This is a genomic window from Streptomyces sp. NPDC005706 (assembly GCF_040631045.1).
Classification (GTDB): domain Bacteria; phylum Actinomycetota; class Actinomycetes; order Streptomycetales; family Streptomycetaceae; genus Streptomyces.
Genome location: NZ_JBEXYS010000033.1, coordinates 24,915 through 40,391 on the forward strand (window position 1 = coordinate 24,915; position 15,477 = coordinate 40,391).

At 74.6% G+C, this 15,477-nt stretch carries 16 protein-coding genes; 5 read left to right on the forward strand and 11 right to left on the reverse strand.

The window, feature by feature from the left end:
* Window positions 1-27: 27 nt before the first annotated feature.
* Window positions 28-1,281 carry a serine hydrolase domain-containing protein gene (locus ABZ478_RS33105; RefSeq protein WP_359555315.1) on the reverse strand — a complete coding sequence of 418 codons (1,254 nt, stop codon included), beginning with the start codon at window positions 1,279-1,281 and terminating at the stop codon, window positions 28-30.
* A 189-nt stretch (window positions 1,282-1,470) separates the two neighbouring features.
* Window positions 1,471-1,938, reverse strand: coding sequence for a hypothetical protein (locus tag ABZ478_RS33110; protein WP_359555316.1), 468 nt, complete (start codon window positions 1,936-1,938; stop codon window positions 1,471-1,473).
* Between the two features lie 297 nt (window positions 1,939-2,235).
* Between ABZ478_RS33110 and ABZ478_RS33115 the strand changes: the two genes are divergently transcribed.
* Both ABZ478_RS33115 and ABZ478_RS33120 read left to right on the forward strand, forming a co-directional pair.
* On the forward strand, window positions 2,236-3,585 hold the full coding sequence (locus ABZ478_RS33115) for a transaminase (protein WP_359555319.1): 1,350 nt from the start codon (window positions 2,236-2,238) through the stop codon (window positions 3,583-3,585).
* A 17-nt stretch (window positions 3,586-3,602) separates the two neighbouring features.
* Window positions 3,603-4,043, forward strand: a complete 441-nt coding sequence (locus tag ABZ478_RS33120; protein ID WP_359555321.1) for an Lrp/AsnC family transcriptional regulator — start codon at window positions 3,603-3,605, stop codon at window positions 4,041-4,043.
* Between the two features lie 36 nt (window positions 4,044-4,079).
* Here the strand turns inward: ABZ478_RS33120 and ABZ478_RS33125 are convergent, their stop codons facing one another.
* The 7 genes from ABZ478_RS33125 to ABZ478_RS33155 form a co-directional block, all read right to left on the reverse strand.
* Window positions 4,080-5,180 carry a PP2C family protein-serine/threonine phosphatase gene (locus ABZ478_RS33125; RefSeq protein WP_359555324.1) on the reverse strand — a complete coding sequence of 367 codons (1,101 nt, stop codon included), beginning with the start codon at window positions 5,178-5,180 and terminating at the stop codon, window positions 4,080-4,082.
* Window positions 5,181-5,324: 144 nt separating this feature from the next.
* Complete coding sequence (locus ABZ478_RS33130) at window positions 5,325-6,215, reverse strand: Gfo/Idh/MocA family oxidoreductase (protein WP_359555327.1); 891 nt, start codon at window positions 6,213-6,215, stop codon at window positions 5,325-5,327.
* A gap of 35 nt (window positions 6,216-6,250) precedes the next feature.
* On the reverse strand, window positions 6,251-7,234 hold the full coding sequence (tgmB, locus tag ABZ478_RS33135; RefSeq protein WP_359555330.1) for an ATP-grasp ribosomal peptide maturase: 984 nt from the start codon (window positions 7,232-7,234) through the stop codon (window positions 6,251-6,253).
* Window positions 7,235-7,251: 17 nt separating this feature from the next.
* Entirely contained in the window at window positions 7,252-7,443 is a 192-nt protein-coding gene (gene tgmA / locus ABZ478_RS33140) for a putative ATP-grasp-modified RiPP (protein WP_020938095.1), read from the reverse strand.
* 156 nt (window positions 7,444-7,599) lie between these two features.
* On the reverse strand, window positions 7,600-8,466 hold the full coding sequence (locus tag ABZ478_RS33145; protein WP_359555331.1) for a fructosamine kinase family protein: 867 nt from the start codon (window positions 8,464-8,466) through the stop codon (window positions 7,600-7,602).
* Between the two features lie 95 nt (window positions 8,467-8,561).
* The gene (locus ABZ478_RS33150) at window positions 8,562-9,437 is read right to left on the reverse strand and encodes a hypothetical protein (protein ID WP_359555334.1); all 876 of its coding nucleotides are present in this window, start codon (window positions 9,435-9,437) and stop codon (window positions 8,562-8,564) included.
* 86 nt (window positions 9,438-9,523) lie between these two features.
* Window positions 9,524-10,573 carry a hypothetical protein gene (locus ABZ478_RS33155; protein WP_359555335.1) on the reverse strand — a complete coding sequence of 350 codons (1,050 nt, stop codon included), beginning with the start codon at window positions 10,571-10,573 and terminating at the stop codon, window positions 9,524-9,526.
* A gap of 344 nt (window positions 10,574-10,917) precedes the next feature.
* Between ABZ478_RS33155 and ABZ478_RS33160 the strand changes: the two genes are divergently transcribed.
* Together ABZ478_RS33160 and ABZ478_RS33165 are read left to right on the forward strand one after the other, a co-directional pair.
* Window positions 10,918-11,598, forward strand: a complete 681-nt coding sequence (locus ABZ478_RS33160; RefSeq protein WP_359555337.1) for a hypothetical protein — start codon at window positions 10,918-10,920, stop codon at window positions 11,596-11,598.
* 114 nt (window positions 11,599-11,712) lie between these two features.
* On the forward strand, window positions 11,713-12,444 hold the full coding sequence (locus tag ABZ478_RS33165) for a class F sortase (protein WP_359555340.1): 732 nt from the start codon (window positions 11,713-11,715) through the stop codon (window positions 12,442-12,444).
* Window positions 12,445-12,466: 22 nt separating this feature from the next.
* Here the strand turns inward: ABZ478_RS33165 and ABZ478_RS33170 are convergent, their stop codons facing one another.
* The gene (locus ABZ478_RS33170) at window positions 12,467-13,654 is read right to left on the reverse strand and encodes a GDSL-type esterase/lipase family protein (RefSeq protein ID WP_359555343.1); all 1,188 of its coding nucleotides are present in this window, start codon (window positions 13,652-13,654) and stop codon (window positions 12,467-12,469) included.
* Window positions 13,655-13,688: 34 nt separating this feature from the next.
* Window positions 13,689-14,258: a WHG domain-containing protein gene (locus ABZ478_RS33175; protein WP_359555344.1), complete on the reverse strand. Its 570-nt coding sequence runs from the start codon at window positions 14,256-14,258 to the stop codon at window positions 13,689-13,691.
* Between the two features lie 207 nt (window positions 14,259-14,465).
* Here ABZ478_RS33175 and ABZ478_RS33180 point away from each other — a divergent pair, with 207 nt between their 5' ends.
* Entirely contained in the window at window positions 14,466-15,419 is a 954-nt protein-coding gene (locus ABZ478_RS33180; protein ID WP_359555346.1) for a LysR family transcriptional regulator, read from the forward strand.
* The last annotated feature ends 58 nt before the right edge of the window (window positions 15,420-15,477 follow it).

The window sequence follows — 15,477 nt, forward strand, 5'->3', positions numbered from 1 at the left end:
CCCCGCCCTCTTCCGCGCCGCCCGGTCTCACCGTGCGGCGGGTTCGGCCGGCAGGTCGAAGACATGACCCGGGGAGACGATCTCCGTGATCGCCTGCCCGAACAGGGTGCTCGGTTCCTGGTTGTCGTGGCCGATGTCGGTGTTGAGGGCCACCACGAGGGTCGTCCGCGCCTCGGGCAGGTAGACGGTCAGGGTCTCGTAGCCCGGCAGCGAGCCGTTGTGGCCGATCCACCCCTGCACGTCGAAGATCCCCAGCCCGTATCCGGCGCCCGGGATCGGGGTGGGCGGTGTGACGAGCCGCTGCGCCTGCGCGGCCGGGCTGATCATCCGCCGGCCGTCCGGGAAGCGGCCGGTCGCCACCGTGGGCGCCCAGGTCCGCAGATCCCCCAGGGTGGAGATCATGGCGCCCGCCGCCCACCCCCACGACGGGTTCCAGTCGGCCGTGCCCTGCACCTTGCCGTCGGCCGTCTGGTCCGTGTAGCCCTGCGGGTGCGGGGAGGGGAACTCCGCGCCGGACGGGAACGAGGTGTCCTTCATCCCGGCAGGTACGAGGATGTGCCGGCGGATGTAGTCCCCGAGACTCAGGCCGCTCTGCTTCTCGACGACCAGACCGAGCAGGATGAGGTTGGTGTTGCTGTAGTAGAACTTCTGCCCGGGCGGGAACATCACCGGGTGCTTGAAGGCGTAGCCGAGCAACTGCCGTGGTGTGAAGGGGCGTTGCGGATCGGACGTGAGGGCCTTGAAGAAGCCGTCGTCCTCGGAGTAGTTGAACAGCCCGCTGCGCATCCCGGCCAGCTCGCGCAGGGTGATCCGGTCCCCGTTCGGCACCCCGTCGACGTACTTGCCGATCGGGTCGTCGAGGCCGGCCTTCCCCTCGTCCACCAACTGCAGCAGCGCCGTCACGGTGAACGTCTTGGTCTCGCTGCCGATCCGGACGTACATGTCCGGCGCCATCCTCCGGCCGTCGCTCTTGTCGGCCACACCGAAGGAGCGGACGTAACTGCCGCGGTCCGGCGTCCAGATGCCGACGGTCACGCCGGGCACGTTCGCCGTGCGCATCACCTGCCGCACGGCGGCGTCGAGTCGACGGGTCACATCGGGGGTGAGGGCGCGGACGGCGTCCGGTCCCGAGGGGGAGGGGCTGGGCGATCCGGTGACGGACGCGGCGGGCACGGCGGCCTGCGCCGCCCCGGCCGGAGCACCGGTGAGCGCTACCGTCAATGCCCCCACCGCCACGGCGGCCGCGGCCCCCCTGCGCAGGCGTGCGAGCGAATGCGACATGGGCGACTCCAACCACATGAGAGCCGGACGTGCGGTGGGCGAGACGTCGGAGCCCTGCCTGCTCAGCATAGGGGCGCCGGCCGCACCCCGCCCGTCGGCCGGACGGCGGCGTCGCGTACGCCCGGCCCCGCCCAACTCGCGGTGGAGCGGCGGCCTTCGGGGCGGTCCGCCATCGCCGGCACAGGTCCGCTAACGCCCGCACAGGGGAGCGGTCACCGCCAGCATGCCGTTGGCCTGCCGCAGCGCCGTCTCCAGGGTGCCGGGCGTGTGCAGCGCGCCGGTGCCGTCCGGTGGGATCAGCCACTCCAGCGAGCGGGCGGACCGGTACGGCGGCGGCACGGCGACCCAGGACCCCTTGGTGGCGTACCGCAGACCGGCGCCGACCCAGCCGCCGGCCGGGTCGGGCGGCAGGAAGAATCCGACCCGCCCCGCGGCGGTGTCCACCAGGGTGGGGCCGGGCACGGGCAGCGCGGGCCGCCACAAAAGGTCCAGGGTGAGCAGACCGAGCCGGTCGGGCACGCTCAGCACGTCCCAGAAACGGCCCGCCTCCAGGACCGAGATGCCGTCGCCGTGATCCCACGCCCATTTGCAGGCCCGCGGGTCGGCCGCCGCCGCGGCGAGCCACTCCACGCCCCGCATCCACATCGCGTTCGTCATGCACTGCTCCGGGTGATTCGCGCTCGTCCGCCCGCGGCGCGGGAAACGGTCATGACCGGGCACTCGGTGCGCGCGCACGCCAACCCGGCATATGCATGCTGGTAGATATTTCTATCTGGCGGAAGGGGTGGCGCAGCCTGGCGTTTACGGGGCGCGCGCGGCACCCCTGTGCCCGCTCGCCGAGCGGCGGCGGAATCGAGCGCGGCGGCGAGCGATTCAAGCGTCAGATCTTGTTCAGATCATCATTTCAGCCGTACGCTCCCGCTGTTCAGTCGCCCAGCACGTACGAGGTACTCCATGGACCGCACGCGTCTGCACGCCCTCCTGGCCCGCGAGAGCGCCGAGGCCGAACGCCGCAACCCGCGCTCCCGGGCGGCCTACGCCCGGGCCGACCACCTCTTCGGCCGGGTGCCGATGACCTGGATGAACAAGACCGCCGGCGCCTTCCCCCGCTACCTCGCCGGGGCACGCGGTGCCCGGGTCACCGACGTGGACGGCCACGAGTACATCGACTTCTGCCTCGGTGACACGGGAGCGATGGCCGGTCACTCGCCGGCCCCGGTCGCCGAGGCGGTCCAGCACCGGTACGGGACGCTGGGCGGGGCCACCGCCATGCTGCCCACCGAGGACGCCGAGTGGGTCGGCGCCGAGCTGACCCGGCGCTTCGGCCTGGCCCGCTGGAGCTTCTCGCTGACCGCGACCGACGCCAACCGGTGGGCGATCCGGCTCGCCCGGGCCGTCACCGGCCGCCCGAAGATCCTGGTCAACAGCTACTGCTACCACGGCAGCGTCGACGAGTCGCTGATCGTCGTCGGTCCCGACGGCCGGGGCACGGACCGCCCCGGCAATGTCGGCGCCCCGTGCGACGTGACCCTGACCAGCCGGGTCGCCGAGTTCAACGACCTCGACGGGCTGGAACGCGAACTGGCCCACGGCGACGTCGCCGCCGTGCTCATGGAACCCGCGCTCACCAACATCGGCATCGTGCTGCCCGAGCCCGGCTACCTCGCCGGCGTCCGCGAACTGACCAGGCGGTACGGCGTGCTGCTGATCAACGACGAGACCCACACCTTCTCCGCCGGACCGGGCGGCTGCACTGCCGCCTGGGACCTCGACCCCGACCTGCTGACCATAGGCAAGGCGATCGGCGGCGGCATCCCGGCCGGGGCGTACGGCCTGTCCGCCGAACTGGCCGAGCGGCTGCTGGGCCGCGACGACCTGGACCTCGTGGACATGGGCGGCGTCGGCGGCACCCTCGCCGGAAACGCCCTGTCGGTCGCCGCGACCCGCGCCACCCTGGAGCACGTGCTCACCGACGAGGCCTTCGCCCGCATGGCGGGGCTCTCCGAACGCTTCGAGGCGGGCGTCCGGGCCGGCATCGAGGCCCACCGGCTGCCCTGGTCCGTCAGCCGGCTCGGCGCCCGCACCGAGTACCGTTTCACCTCCCCCGCGCCCCGCACCGGCACCGAGTCCGCGGTCGCCGCCGACCCGGAGCTGGAGGACTTCCTGCACCTCTACCTCGCCAACCGGGGCATCCTGCTGACCCCGTTCCACAACATGGCGCTCATGTGCCCCGCCACCACCGGGCAGGACGTCGACACCCACACCGAGGTCTTCGCCGCGGCCCTGGCCGAACTGGCGCAATGAGAGGACGGCCGGACCAGATGGACGACATCGACCGCGCCATCCTGCGCGAGCTGCAGACCGACGGCCGTATCGCCTACGCCGACCTCGGTCCCAAAGTCGGCCTCTCCGCCTCCGCGGCCCGGCAGCGGCTGCAGCGCCTGCTGGACTCAAGGGCCGTCCAGGTCGTCGGCGTCACCGACCCGATGGCGATGGGCGGGCAGGCGATGGCCCTGCTCGGCATCGGCGTCGACGGCGACCCGCGGACCGTCGCCGACGCGCTCGCCGCACGCCCCGAGGTGGTCTACTCGGTGCTCACCGCCGGCGGCTTCGACCTGTTCGTGGAGGTGGTCGCGCCGGGCCCCAGGGATCTGCTGGACTTCGTCAACGACGTGGTCCGGCCCGTCGAGGGCGTCCGCGAGATCCAGTCCTTCCCGTACTTCGGGATCCACACCCACCGGTTCCTCTGGGACGTGGGCTGAGCGGTGCGGCACGTCGCGTGAGAAACCGGGCCCCGGTCAGGCGGCCCGGGGCGCGAGCACCAGCATGGTGGCGTCGTCGCGGACCTCGTAACCGATCCGCGCCAGATCCGCCCACACCGCCCCGGGCAGCTCGGCGGGGGCGGCCGCGGCCAGGTGGGCGAGCCGCTCGGGCAGCGGATAGAAGGCGCCGTCGGCGTTCCGCGCCTCCCAGACCCCGTCCGAGGCCAGCAGCAGCCGGTCGCCCGGGGCAAGGCCGAGGGTGACCTCCTTCGGCGGATCGAGACCGACCAGCCCGATGCCCAGCGGCGGACCCGGGGCCACGGCCGCCTCCCGGGTCTGCCCGTCGTGCAGCAGCACGGGCGGCGGATGACCGCAGGCCACCACCCGCACCGCGCCGGTGTCGCGGGTGAACTCCAGCAGCACGGCGGTGGCGAACAGCTCCGTCTGCCCGTCGCCGGCCGCGTCCACCCCGAGTCTTCGGTCCATCCGGGCCGCGACCGCCTCGAGGTCCGGCTGGTCCAGGGCCGCCTCGCGGAACGCGCCCAGCAGCGAAACCACCGTCGCCATCGCCGCCAGACCGTGCCCCCGCACGTCACCCATCACCGCGCGGACACCGCCGGGCCCGTCCCGCACGTCGAAGAAGTCGCCGCCCACCAGGGTCCCGTCCTGCGCGGCCCGGTAGAAGCCGGAGCAGCCGATCCGCCCGACCCGCTCCGGCAGCGGCGGCATCACCGCCCGCTGCACGGCCTCCCCGATCGCCCGCTCCACGGCCAGCTGGGCGTCCCGGTGACTGCGCACGTAGGACACGAACACGCTCAGCACGGCGACGAACACGATGGTGAGCAGGTCGGTGCTGCCGGGGCGGTTCAGATGAGTGGCCGGCACGTTCAGCACCACGACGACCGCGCCGCCGAGCGCGGCCGTCGCCCAGGGCCCGTACGACAGGACCGCGAGCGGCGGGATCGCGCCCAGCAGGAACCCGAGATCACGTGCCTCCGGGGTGACGAGGGTGGCCGCGGTCACCGCCACGAGCAGCACCACCGGCAGCACCCGCACCCACCACGGCGGCGGCGCTCCCCGCAGCCAGCCGCGATCCTCCGCATCCCGACGCGACGCCCCGCCGCGCACCCAAGTCACACTCCCACGCTACGCCGCCCCCGAGCCCCTCACCTCCCTCCGCGGCGCCGCCCGGCCGGGCAGCCCGGGGGGGCGATTCGCTGCCCGCTCCCGGCGAGCCCGCCCCCGCGATCGGCGGGCCGCCGGGCGCGGTGAGCGGTCGGACTAGTCGGCCGTGTGGCCGGCCAGGCGGGCCTCGGCCGCGGCGAGGATCTCGGTGACGCGGAGACCGAAGGCGGCGTCGCAGGGGTGGGGGCGGCCGGTGCGGGCCGCGGCCAGGAGGGCGTCGGCGGCGCGGGTGAGGGCGGGGACCGCGCCCTCGGAGCTCCTCGGCAGCACCGCCGTCCCGGCCTCGCCGCGCAGCTCGAGATCGGCCCCGGCCGCCGCCGGCGGGGCCGTCAGGCTCAGGGTGAGGGTGCTCGACGCGCCGGTGGCGTGGTCGAGGACCAGGTGCACGGTGTCGGCGGGGCCGTGCGCCGCGGCCGCCACCTGCCGGACATCGCCGAGCACCGGCAGCAGCAGGGAGAGCGCGTGCGGCCCCACGTCCCACAGCGCGCCCTTCTCCCGCCGCCAGGGGGAGTGGGCGAAAGGACTGTCACTGGTGAACACCGCCCCCAGCCACTGCGCCCGCGCCGTGAACCAGCCCGCCGTGGCGGCCTGTTCCTCGATCCAGGCGTCCGGCTCCTTCTGGAAGCGGGTGGTGAGGAACACCACGGAGGCCACCTGGGCCCGGTCCACCGCCTCGACGACGGCCCGCCCCTCGGGCACCCCCGCCGCCAGCGGCTTGTCGAGCAGCAGATGACGGCCCGCCCGCGCGGCCCGGACCGCCAGCTCCGCCTGCACGGAAGGCGGCACCGCCATCGCGACCGCGTCCACGTCGGCGAGCAGCGCGTCCACGTCGTCGTACGCCCGCACCCCGTACCGCGCCGCCAGCTCGGCGGCCGCCTCCGGGCGGCGGCCCCACACACCGGTGAAGTCCAGGCCGGGGTGCCCGGCGAGGGCGGGGGCGTGGGCCGCCTGGGCCCACGGGCCCGTTCCCAGCAGTCCGATGCGCATGTCGTCTTCCTTCCTTCGGACCGGACCCGACGGCGTCACGACGCCGCGTCCCGGTCGTCGCCCGCGTCCGGCACCGCCGGCTCGCCGTCGCCCGCCAGCCACCGTGCGATGGTCTCGGCGATCGGCTGGCCGGTGTCCATCTCCACGAAGCCGAACTGGCCCGACTGGTTGCACTCCAGGAACCACCAGATCCCGTCCGTGTCCTCCGCGAAGTCGAAGGCACCATAGGCGAGTTCGGCGTCCTTCATATAGCGGTGGACGGCTTCCGCGACCCGCGGCGGCACCTCCGCCGGGAGCCAGGGCGAGACCGACGGCGCGAAGCGCACGTCCACGTCGTCGGGATGGCCGTCCGGGTCGGCCGGCTTGCGCGCGGCCAGCAGTCTGCCGCCGACGACGGTGAGCCGGATGTCGGCCCGCTTCGGTATCCGCCGCTGCAGCAGGGTCGGGCCGAAGGCGACGGCCGCGAAGTCCGTGTCCGGCGCGACCCGGCTGGTGGGCACCGCCCGCGGCGGCTCCTGCGGATGCGCGCCGGAGACCGGCTTGACCACCAGGTCCGGGAAGCGCTCGGCGAACTCCCGGGCCGCCTGCGGGAACGTCGTGATCAGCGTCGCAGGCACGGCGAGGCCGCTGTCCTGCGCGAGCCGCAGCTGCCAGGGCTTGTGCCGGGCGCGGCGGGCCGCGTCCGGATGGTTCATCCAGCGTGCGCCGGTGGAGCGCAGCATGCCGTACAGCGCCTGGGCGGACTCCTCCGTCAGCCAGGCGGACGGCTGGACGGCGCGGGCGGCCGCTTCCCCCGGCCTGCGCACCCAGACGGAGCGCAGACCGCTCATGCTCACCAGACGCCCGCCGACGGACAGATGCCCGCGACACGCGCCGTGCACGAACTCGCCCGACAGGGCGACCCCGTTGGTGAGATCGGCGGGATCCAGTCGGACCACGGGCACACCGGCCTGGCGCAGCCGGAGCACCACCATGTCCGCCGTCACGTCCTCTTCACTGGTCAGGATGAGCACGGTCATCTTCCGTGGGCCCGCGGTCAGTCGTCGAAGTGCGTCTTGGACCCGGCGGTCGAGGTCGTTGTCCCCAATGCTCTCAGCGTGGCGTGGTCGGTGGCGGCGATCCGCCCGTCCGGGAGGACGTTCAACTGCAGTCCGGAGTCGTACGCGTACGGAGTGGTGACGTCCAACTGCACAGCGGGGCGCGCGTAGTTGAGCGTGAACGGTTGCATTGGTCTCTCCCTGATTCGGCTTTCACGTCCTTATACGAATCGAACGGGTGATTGGTTTCCTTACGCTCCGTAACCATGGTCGGGAGCAGGGCCGTTCGGGCGTCAGCTACTAGGACGCCGGCGGCGGCCGCGAGGCTGCGCGCTGTCGCCGTGGATTCATCCGGCCAGGGCCCCGTGTGCCGCCGCGACGGCCCGATCCGCGTATCCGCGTCCGAACAGCACCACGTGCACCAGCAGCGGGAAGAGCTGGTGCAGAGCGACCCGGTTCCGCCAGCCGTCGGCCGGCGGCGCGGCCTCCGTGTAGCCGGCCAGCACCCGGTCCAGCCGTGGGCAGCCGAAGAGCCGGAGCATCGCCAGGTCGGTCTCGCGGTGCCCGCCGTGCGCGGCCGGGTCGATGAGCCGTACCTCCCCGTCCGCGCCCCACAGCACGTTGCCGTTCCACAGGTCGCCGTGCAGCCGGGCGGGCGGCTCGGCCGGCCCCGCGAGGTCCGGCAGCCGCGCGCACACCCGCTCGAACGGGGCGGCCTCCTCGTGCCCCAGGGTGCCGGCGTCGACCGCGGCCCGCAGATACGGCAGCACCCGCTGTTCGGCGTACCACTCGGGCCAGCCGGCCGCCGGCTCGTTGCGCATGGGCGCGGCGCCGATGTACGCGTCCGCCGGCCCGCCGGGCGGCGGCGCGCCGAACGCGGGTGCTCCGGCGGCGTGCAGGGCGGCCAGGGCGCGGCCGAAACGCAGCGCCGCCGTGTCGCCCGGCTGCCCGGTCGGCACCCGCTCGGTGACCATCCACCGCTCGTCATGGCCGAGCACCGCCGGCACCCGCACCGCGTCCGCCTCGCCCAGCCAGCGCAGCCCGGCCACCTCGGCGCGCACCGCGCCCGGGGCGTCACCGCGCTTGACCATCACCACCGTGCCGCCCTCGAGCGTCACCTCGGCCGGCGACCCGGACGGCGTCCGCGCGGCCGTGACCCGGCGTCCGGTGAGCCGGGACGCCACCCGTCCTGGTTCCTCGTCTCGGTTGACCACGGGCTCAGCGTACGACCCGTGTATGAGCCCTTTCTGAGGACGCTTCGGCCATTGCCCCGGCCGGTTTCAGCCGTATTCGGGCAGGCCGGCGGCTGTCACCGCCCCGCGGACTCCCGCAGGGTCACCCCCACCGGGTTGCCGGGCGGCAGCAGCCCCGACTCCCCGACGGCGCGGGCGAGCGGCTCCAGCAGCCCGGCGAGGCGTGCCGTGCGCTCCGCGCCCAGCGCGCGCCACGGACGCCCGGCCGCCTCGTCGGTCCGCCGCTCGACGAGCGCCCGGCCCGCGACGCCCGCCCGGGTCAGCGAACCGTCCGCGGCCAGGAACCCGCGCTCGCGCAGGGCGTCCTCGGCCGCCGTCCAGTCCGTCGGCTCCCACTTCCGGGTCTCCCGCAGGAACGGCCCGTCCGACTCACCGGCGGCCGCCTTGAGCACCATGGCCTCCAGCGGACCGATCCCCAGGCTCACCAGCACCGCGACATGCCCGTCGCCCCGGTGCTCCCGCAGCGTCGTCACCGCCTGCCACAGCCGCGCGGTCGCCCGCCCGGGCCGCTCCAGGGCCTGGTTCGCCGCGGCCAGCACCCGGCCCGTGGTGTCCGCCGCCGACGCCGCCTCCCACGCCAGGTCGGCCGCCTCCGCGAGTTCCGCGGACCGTGCGGCCCGCGAACCGAACAGACGGGTCATCGCCGCGTCCATGGCCTCCCCGCGGGCTGCCAACACCTCCGCCGGAGCCGCGTACTTCCAGGCGTCGGGCAGCGCGCGGGCGACCCGGCCGGGGTGGAAGACGTAGAAGGAACTCGTCACCACGCACGGGGCCACCGGGCCCAACGGGGCGGCGCGCAACGCGAAGTACCCCATCCAGTACCCGCGCAGCCCGAGCGCGTCCGCCGCCCGCCGCGCCTCGGGCGCGAAGTACACCAGATCGTGCACCGGCTCGAACCGTTCCCACATGTCCCGTGCCGTCGTGTCCACCACCGCGTCTCCCCGCCACGTCGCCCCGCCGAATCCACCGGTCCCCCGGCCCGCGCCGAACCGTCGCACAGCCTGCTCCATGACGCCGGTCACGACAAGCGGCTCCCGGGCGCCCGGACGGATCGGGTCCCGACGTAGCGGGGCCGGCGCGGCAGGGCCCGGACCCGTCCCACGGCGTTGCCGAGCAGTTCGGTGAACCACACGCCCCCGTCGGGGCCCGCGGTCACGCGGAACGGCACCCCGTCGGCGCCGCCCGGCACCGGGAAGGAGGTGATCGCGCCGTCCGCGTCGATCCGCCCGATCCGGCCGGCCTGGTCGGCGTACCACACCAGGCCGTCGGGCCCGCGCGTGATGCCGGCCGGGACGCTGTCCGGATCGGGCGGCCGGAACCCGGTGACCTTCCCCGAGGAGTCGATCCGGCCGACCGGGTCCGGGCCGGACATGGTGAACCACATGCCGCCCGGTCCGGCGACGATCGCGTCGGGGAAAGCGGCGCCGCGGGGCAGCGTGAACTCGGTGATCCGCCCGGTGACGCCGATCCGCCCGATCCGGCCGCCGGCCGGCTCCGTGAACCACAGCGCGCCGTCGGTGCCCGCCGCGATGGAGTGGACGGCGGCGTCCCGGGTCGGCACCGGATACTCGGTGACGCGGCCGGAGGTGGTGATCCGGCCGATCCTGTTGCCGTGCTGCTCGGTGAACCACAGGGCGCCGTCCGGCCCGGTCGCGATCCCGGCCGGGAAGCCGTCCGGCGTCGGCACCCGGAACTCCGTGCGCCGGCCGGAGGTGGTGAGCCGGCCGATCCGGTTCGCCTGCGCCTCGGTGAACCACAGCGCCCGGTCGGGGCCGGCCGTGATGTCGAGGGGGAGGCTGTCGGGTCCGGAGGTGGGGAAGTCGGTGACGTCGCCCGCGGCGCTGATCCGCCCGATGCGGCCGGCGCCCGGCCCCGCGAACCACAGTGCCCCGTCGGGCCCGGTGGTGATGCCGGCGGGAAGCGTGCCGGCCGTGGTGGTGATCGGATGCACCGTCACATCGCCCACGTCCGCCCGGGCCGGTGCCGCGACGGCCCCGATCAGCGCGCTCAGCGAGGCCGCGAGGAGACGGCGGACCGGGCGCCCTCCGGTCGGCGTGGCGCGGGGCATGGCGCGCCCCCTTCTCGGCGGGCCGGGGAACGGGTGCGCCGCCGTCATGTGATGCGTCGTCGGATTCCCGTCATGCATGCCACCGCCGCACCGCGGCCGGATCGGCCCGTACGGGGGACCCCGTGGCGGTGCCGCGGGCCGGCCGGCGCGCGGCCGGGTGACGAGAGGTGCCCCGGACGGGGGGTGCTCCGGCGTGTCGCTGGGACAGACGGGTGGCGCGATGACCCGGCTGGGCCGCCCGGATGGTGCGCCGTCACGCCCTGGCTGACGGTGGTTCATGTCGAGACCGGGTCCATACAGCTGATGACGTATCCGCTGCCCGGCCACGGCGGAAGGACACCGATATGCGCTCTGCCCGCATTCTTCTCGCCACGGCGGCCGCCTCCGCCGCCCTGGCCTTCGCCACGCCCGGTGCGGCTTTCGCCACCCCGGCCGCGGACGGCGGAGGCCGGGACGACTCCTCGTACAGCAAGGAGCACGACAGCGACTCCGACAGCGGTTATGACAAGGGTTCCGGCCGGGACCACGACAGGGGATCCGGCAAGGGTTCCGGCAAGGACCACGACAACGACTACAGCAGCGAGGACGACGGCGGCCGCAGCCACGACGGGCCGCGCGGCGGAATGCACACGGGCGGCGGTGCGCTCGCCACGGTCCGCGGTGGCGACGACTGGGGCTCCGGCGACGACAGCAGGTTCGACCCCGAGACCTACCGGGACAAGGGCAAGGGCGGCGGCAAGGAAGGCGGCGGCAAGGAGGACGGCGGCAAGGAGGACGGCGGCGGCAAGGAGGACGGCGGCAAGGAGGACGGCGGCGGCAAGGACGACTGGGGCGGCAAGGACAGCGGAGGAGGCAAGGACGACTGGGGCGGCGGCGACCGCGACAAGCCGCGCGGCGGCATGCACACCGGAGGCGGCGCCCTCGCCTCTCCCGGTGTCACCGCGGGCGGTCTGGCCGTGCTCGCCGTAGGCGCCACCGGCATGTACGCGCTGCGCCGCAAGAAGGCCGGCGAGCCGGCGTCCTGACCGGCCCCCTCTCCTCTCAGGGCCCGCGTACGCCGCCGGCGCCCCCGCGCCGGCGGCCCGCGCCCCGGAGGAGCCCGACGCCTGTGCTGCCGTGCCCGAGTGAGGTGATGTCCGATGGCAGCAGACCCCTCTTCCCCGGACCCCTCCCCGCCCGACCCCTCGGCACCGGCCTCCACGGAGCGGGACGGGGCGACGCAGAACGCCGGCCGCGGCGGGCGGCTGACCCTGTGGGGCGTGGCGATCGTCTTCATCGCCGTCAGCGTGTTCGGCGGCCACCGCGGTGACGGCGACGTCCCGCAGGCCCCCGGCGGCACGACGGTGAGCGCCGGCACACCGGCCGGCACCGAACAGCCCGGTGCGGAACCGCCCGGCACGGATCAGGCCGAGCGGTCGCTGCCCCGGGCCACGCCGACCCGTCTGGTCATCCCGAAGATCTCCGTGGACGCCCCCTTCACCCCCCTCTCCCTCGCCTCCACCGGGCAGCTCCAGCCGCCGCCGGCGGCCGACACCAACCTCGTCGGCTGGTACGTCGACGGCGTCACACCCGGCGAGAAGGGCACCGCGATCATCGCCGGCCACGTGGACACGGTGACGTCGGCGGCCGTCTTCGCCAACCTCTACGAACTCGGGCGCGGCGACCGGTTCACCGTGGACCGCGCCGACGGGCGGAAGGCGGAGTTCGTCGTGGACGACACGGAGACCTTCGCCAAGGACGCCTTCCCCAGCGACCGCGTGTACGCCGACACCGACCGCCCCGAGGTCCGGCTCATCACCTGCGCGGGGGACTACGACCACACGGTGCGGGACTACACCGACAACCTGGTCGTCTTCGCCCACCTGGTGTGAGGCAGCGGCCCGGCGGCGCCGGTCAGCGGTCCCGGCGCCCGAGCGGGCCGCCCGGGGCGAGGGCGAGCGAGGCGAAGCGTTCGCCGATCCGGCGGTGCGCGGCGGCGTCCGGGTGGAGACCGTCGGGCAGCGGCAGTTCGGCGAAGTCGGCCTCTCCGTAGAGCTCACGGCCGTCGAGGTGGTGCAGCCACGGGTCCTCGGCGGCCCGCTCCCGCACGATCCGGGCCAGCTCCTCCCGGACGACGCGCAGGGTGAGTTTGCCCTGCGCGACCTCCGCCGGGTCCCCGGCGGCCCGGAACCGCAGCCGCCCGGAGCTCAGGGCGGAAAGGTCCGGCACGCTCGGCCCCGGCGTGTCCTCGTGGATGGGGCACAGGACCGGCGAGACCACGAGCAGCGGTGTGCCGGGGTGACCCTCACGAACGGTGTCGAGGAAACCGTGGACGGCCGGCCCGAACGCGCGCAGCCGCATCAGGTCCGTGTTGACCAGGTTGATGCCGAGCTTGACGCTGATCAGGTCGGCGGGCGTGTCGCGCAGTGCGCGTGCGGTGAAGGGATCGAGCAGGGCGCTGCCGCCGAGGCCCAGGTTGGTCAGCTCCACCCCGCCGAGCGAGGCGGCCAGCGCCGGCCAGGTGGTGGTGGGGCTCGCGGCGTCGGAGCCGTGGCTGATCGAGCTGCCGTGATGCAGCCACACCGGGCGGCCCCGGCCGGGCGCCGGTTCGACGGGCGCGTCGGTGCGCAGCGCGACCAGCTCGGTGGTCTCGTTGTGCGGCAGCCAGATCTCGACGTCCTTCACCCGCTCCGGAAGGCCGGTGAAACGCACGGTGGCGACCGGGCCGGGCCGCTGCTCGGCGGTGCCGGCCGTCATGTCGATCGTCAGGGTGTTCCCGCCGGCGGCGATGGCGCGGCCCGCCGGGCGCCCGTCCACGAGCAGGTCGTACACGCCGTCCGGGCGCGCCGGCGCGCCGGTGTAGACGCGTTTGGTGGGCAGGGTGTCGAGCTCGACGACGGTGGCGCGGGTGCGCAGCGCCAGCCGCACGCCGGAGGGCTGGGACTCCGCCATCCGCAGCTGCGGATCGGCGCACTGGGCCCGGGCCCGGGCGGGCAGCCGGTGCGGCAGCAGTCCGTGCTCGGTGCGCTCCAGGTCGAGGGCGCCGCGCACGAGGCCGGCGGTCAGCGGGGTGGTGATCCAGTCGGACGGGGTGGAAGTCATCGTATGCGCCTGTCTTGCCGGGGAGTTCGGGGGTTCAGGGGGCCGGCCACTCGCGCAGCAGCGCGTCGAGGGCGTCCAGGATCCGGGTCCATGACTCCTGGGAGTCGGGGGCGCTGTGGCTGAAGCCGCCGGCCGCCTCCAGATCGACGTAGCCGTGGAACACGCTGCCGAGCAGCCGGACGGCGTGGGTCTGGTCGGGCTCGGCCAGGTCGTAGCCGCGCAGGATCGCCCGGGTCATCTGCGCGTGCCGGCCGCCGGCGCTCGCGGCGGCCGTCTCCGGGTCGAGCCGGAACCGCGCCGCCTGGTAACGGCCGGGGTGCTCCCGGGCGTAGTCGCGGTAGGCGTCCGCGAAGGCGCGGAGGGCGTCCTCGCCGGCCCGGCCGGCCAGCGCCTCGGCGGCGCGGTCGGCGAGCTCCTCCAGCGCGAGCAGGGCGATACGGGTCTTCAGGTCCTGGGAGCTCTTCAGGTGCGAGTACAGGCTGGCCACCTTGACGTCGAAGCGCCGGGCCAGCGCCGACACCGTCACCTGCTCGAAGCCGGCCTCGTCGGCCAGCTCCGCCCCCGCCCGGACCAGACGTTCCGTGGTCAGACCTGCGCGCGCCATCAGTTTCCTCCTCTTGGCCTGAAGCCATTATGCGCCTGCCTAATAGCTATAGGCAAACAGAAAGGTGCTGTAGACGGGGCGACGGCTCTCGAACAGGCGCCGGTGGAGGCGGTGAGCGCCCGTGTTCCGAGGGTGGACAATCGAGCGGGGCCGGCCGTGGACCGGCGCCGACTGTGGACGCGGACGGCCGGGACGGGGAGCGGATCGATGGAGCTGGAGCTTCGGCACCTGCGGGTGCTGTGCGCGATCGCGGACGCCGGAGGCGTGGGCCGCGCCGCCACGCAGCTCGGCTACTCGCAGCCCGCCGTCAGCACCCAGCTCCGGCGCATCGAGCGGCACCTGGGCGAACCGCTCTTCGAGCGCGGTGCGAGCGGAGTGCGGCCCACCCCGTACGGCGCCGAGGTCGTCGCCCAGGCCCGGGACGTGCTGGCCCGCGCCGACGCCATCGGCCACCGGCCGCCCGCCGCCCGCCCGGCCCGCACCCTGCGCGTGGCCGCGACCAACTCACCGATGCTCTCGGGCACGGTGTCCCGTGCCCGTACCCGGCTGCCGGACCTGTCCGTCGCCGTGACCAGCGTCTACGCCTCCTCGAGGATCGTGGAACTGCTGGAGGAGGGGGCGGTGGACGCGGCCATAGCCGCCGACTACCCGGGCCGGGAACTGGTGCACTCGCCCGCCGTGCGCCACCGCGGCATCGTCACCGAGCCGACGTTCGTCGCCCTGCCCGCCCGCCACCGCCTGCGCCAGAGCGCCCAGGTGCAGCTCGCCGACCTGGCCGGGGACCCGTGGTTCGTCACGCCGGACGACGGGGCCGGCTGGCCCGGGGTGTTCTACGACGCCTGCGCCGCCGCCGGGTTCACCCCCGTCACCGTGCACGAGTTCCTCGGCGACCAGGCGCAGCTCCAGAGCATGATCGCCGACGGGCTCGGGGTGTCCCTGGTCCAGCCCACCCTGCGCCCGATCCCGCACGTCGCGGTGAAGCCCCTGGCCGGATCACCGCTGTGGTGCCGCTATGTGCTGGCCTGGCGGCCCGACGCGGTCGGCGACGACCTCGTGGAGGCGCTGATGCAGTCGGCCACCGGCGCCTACCGCGAACTGGTCGCCGGAGCACCGCACTTGAGGGCGTGGGCCGCGCGGACCTGGAGCATCGCCGGGACGTAGTGGGCCGCTGTCGTCGGGCGGCACCGGGATGTTATGAGCGCGTGGTGCCATGTGCTAT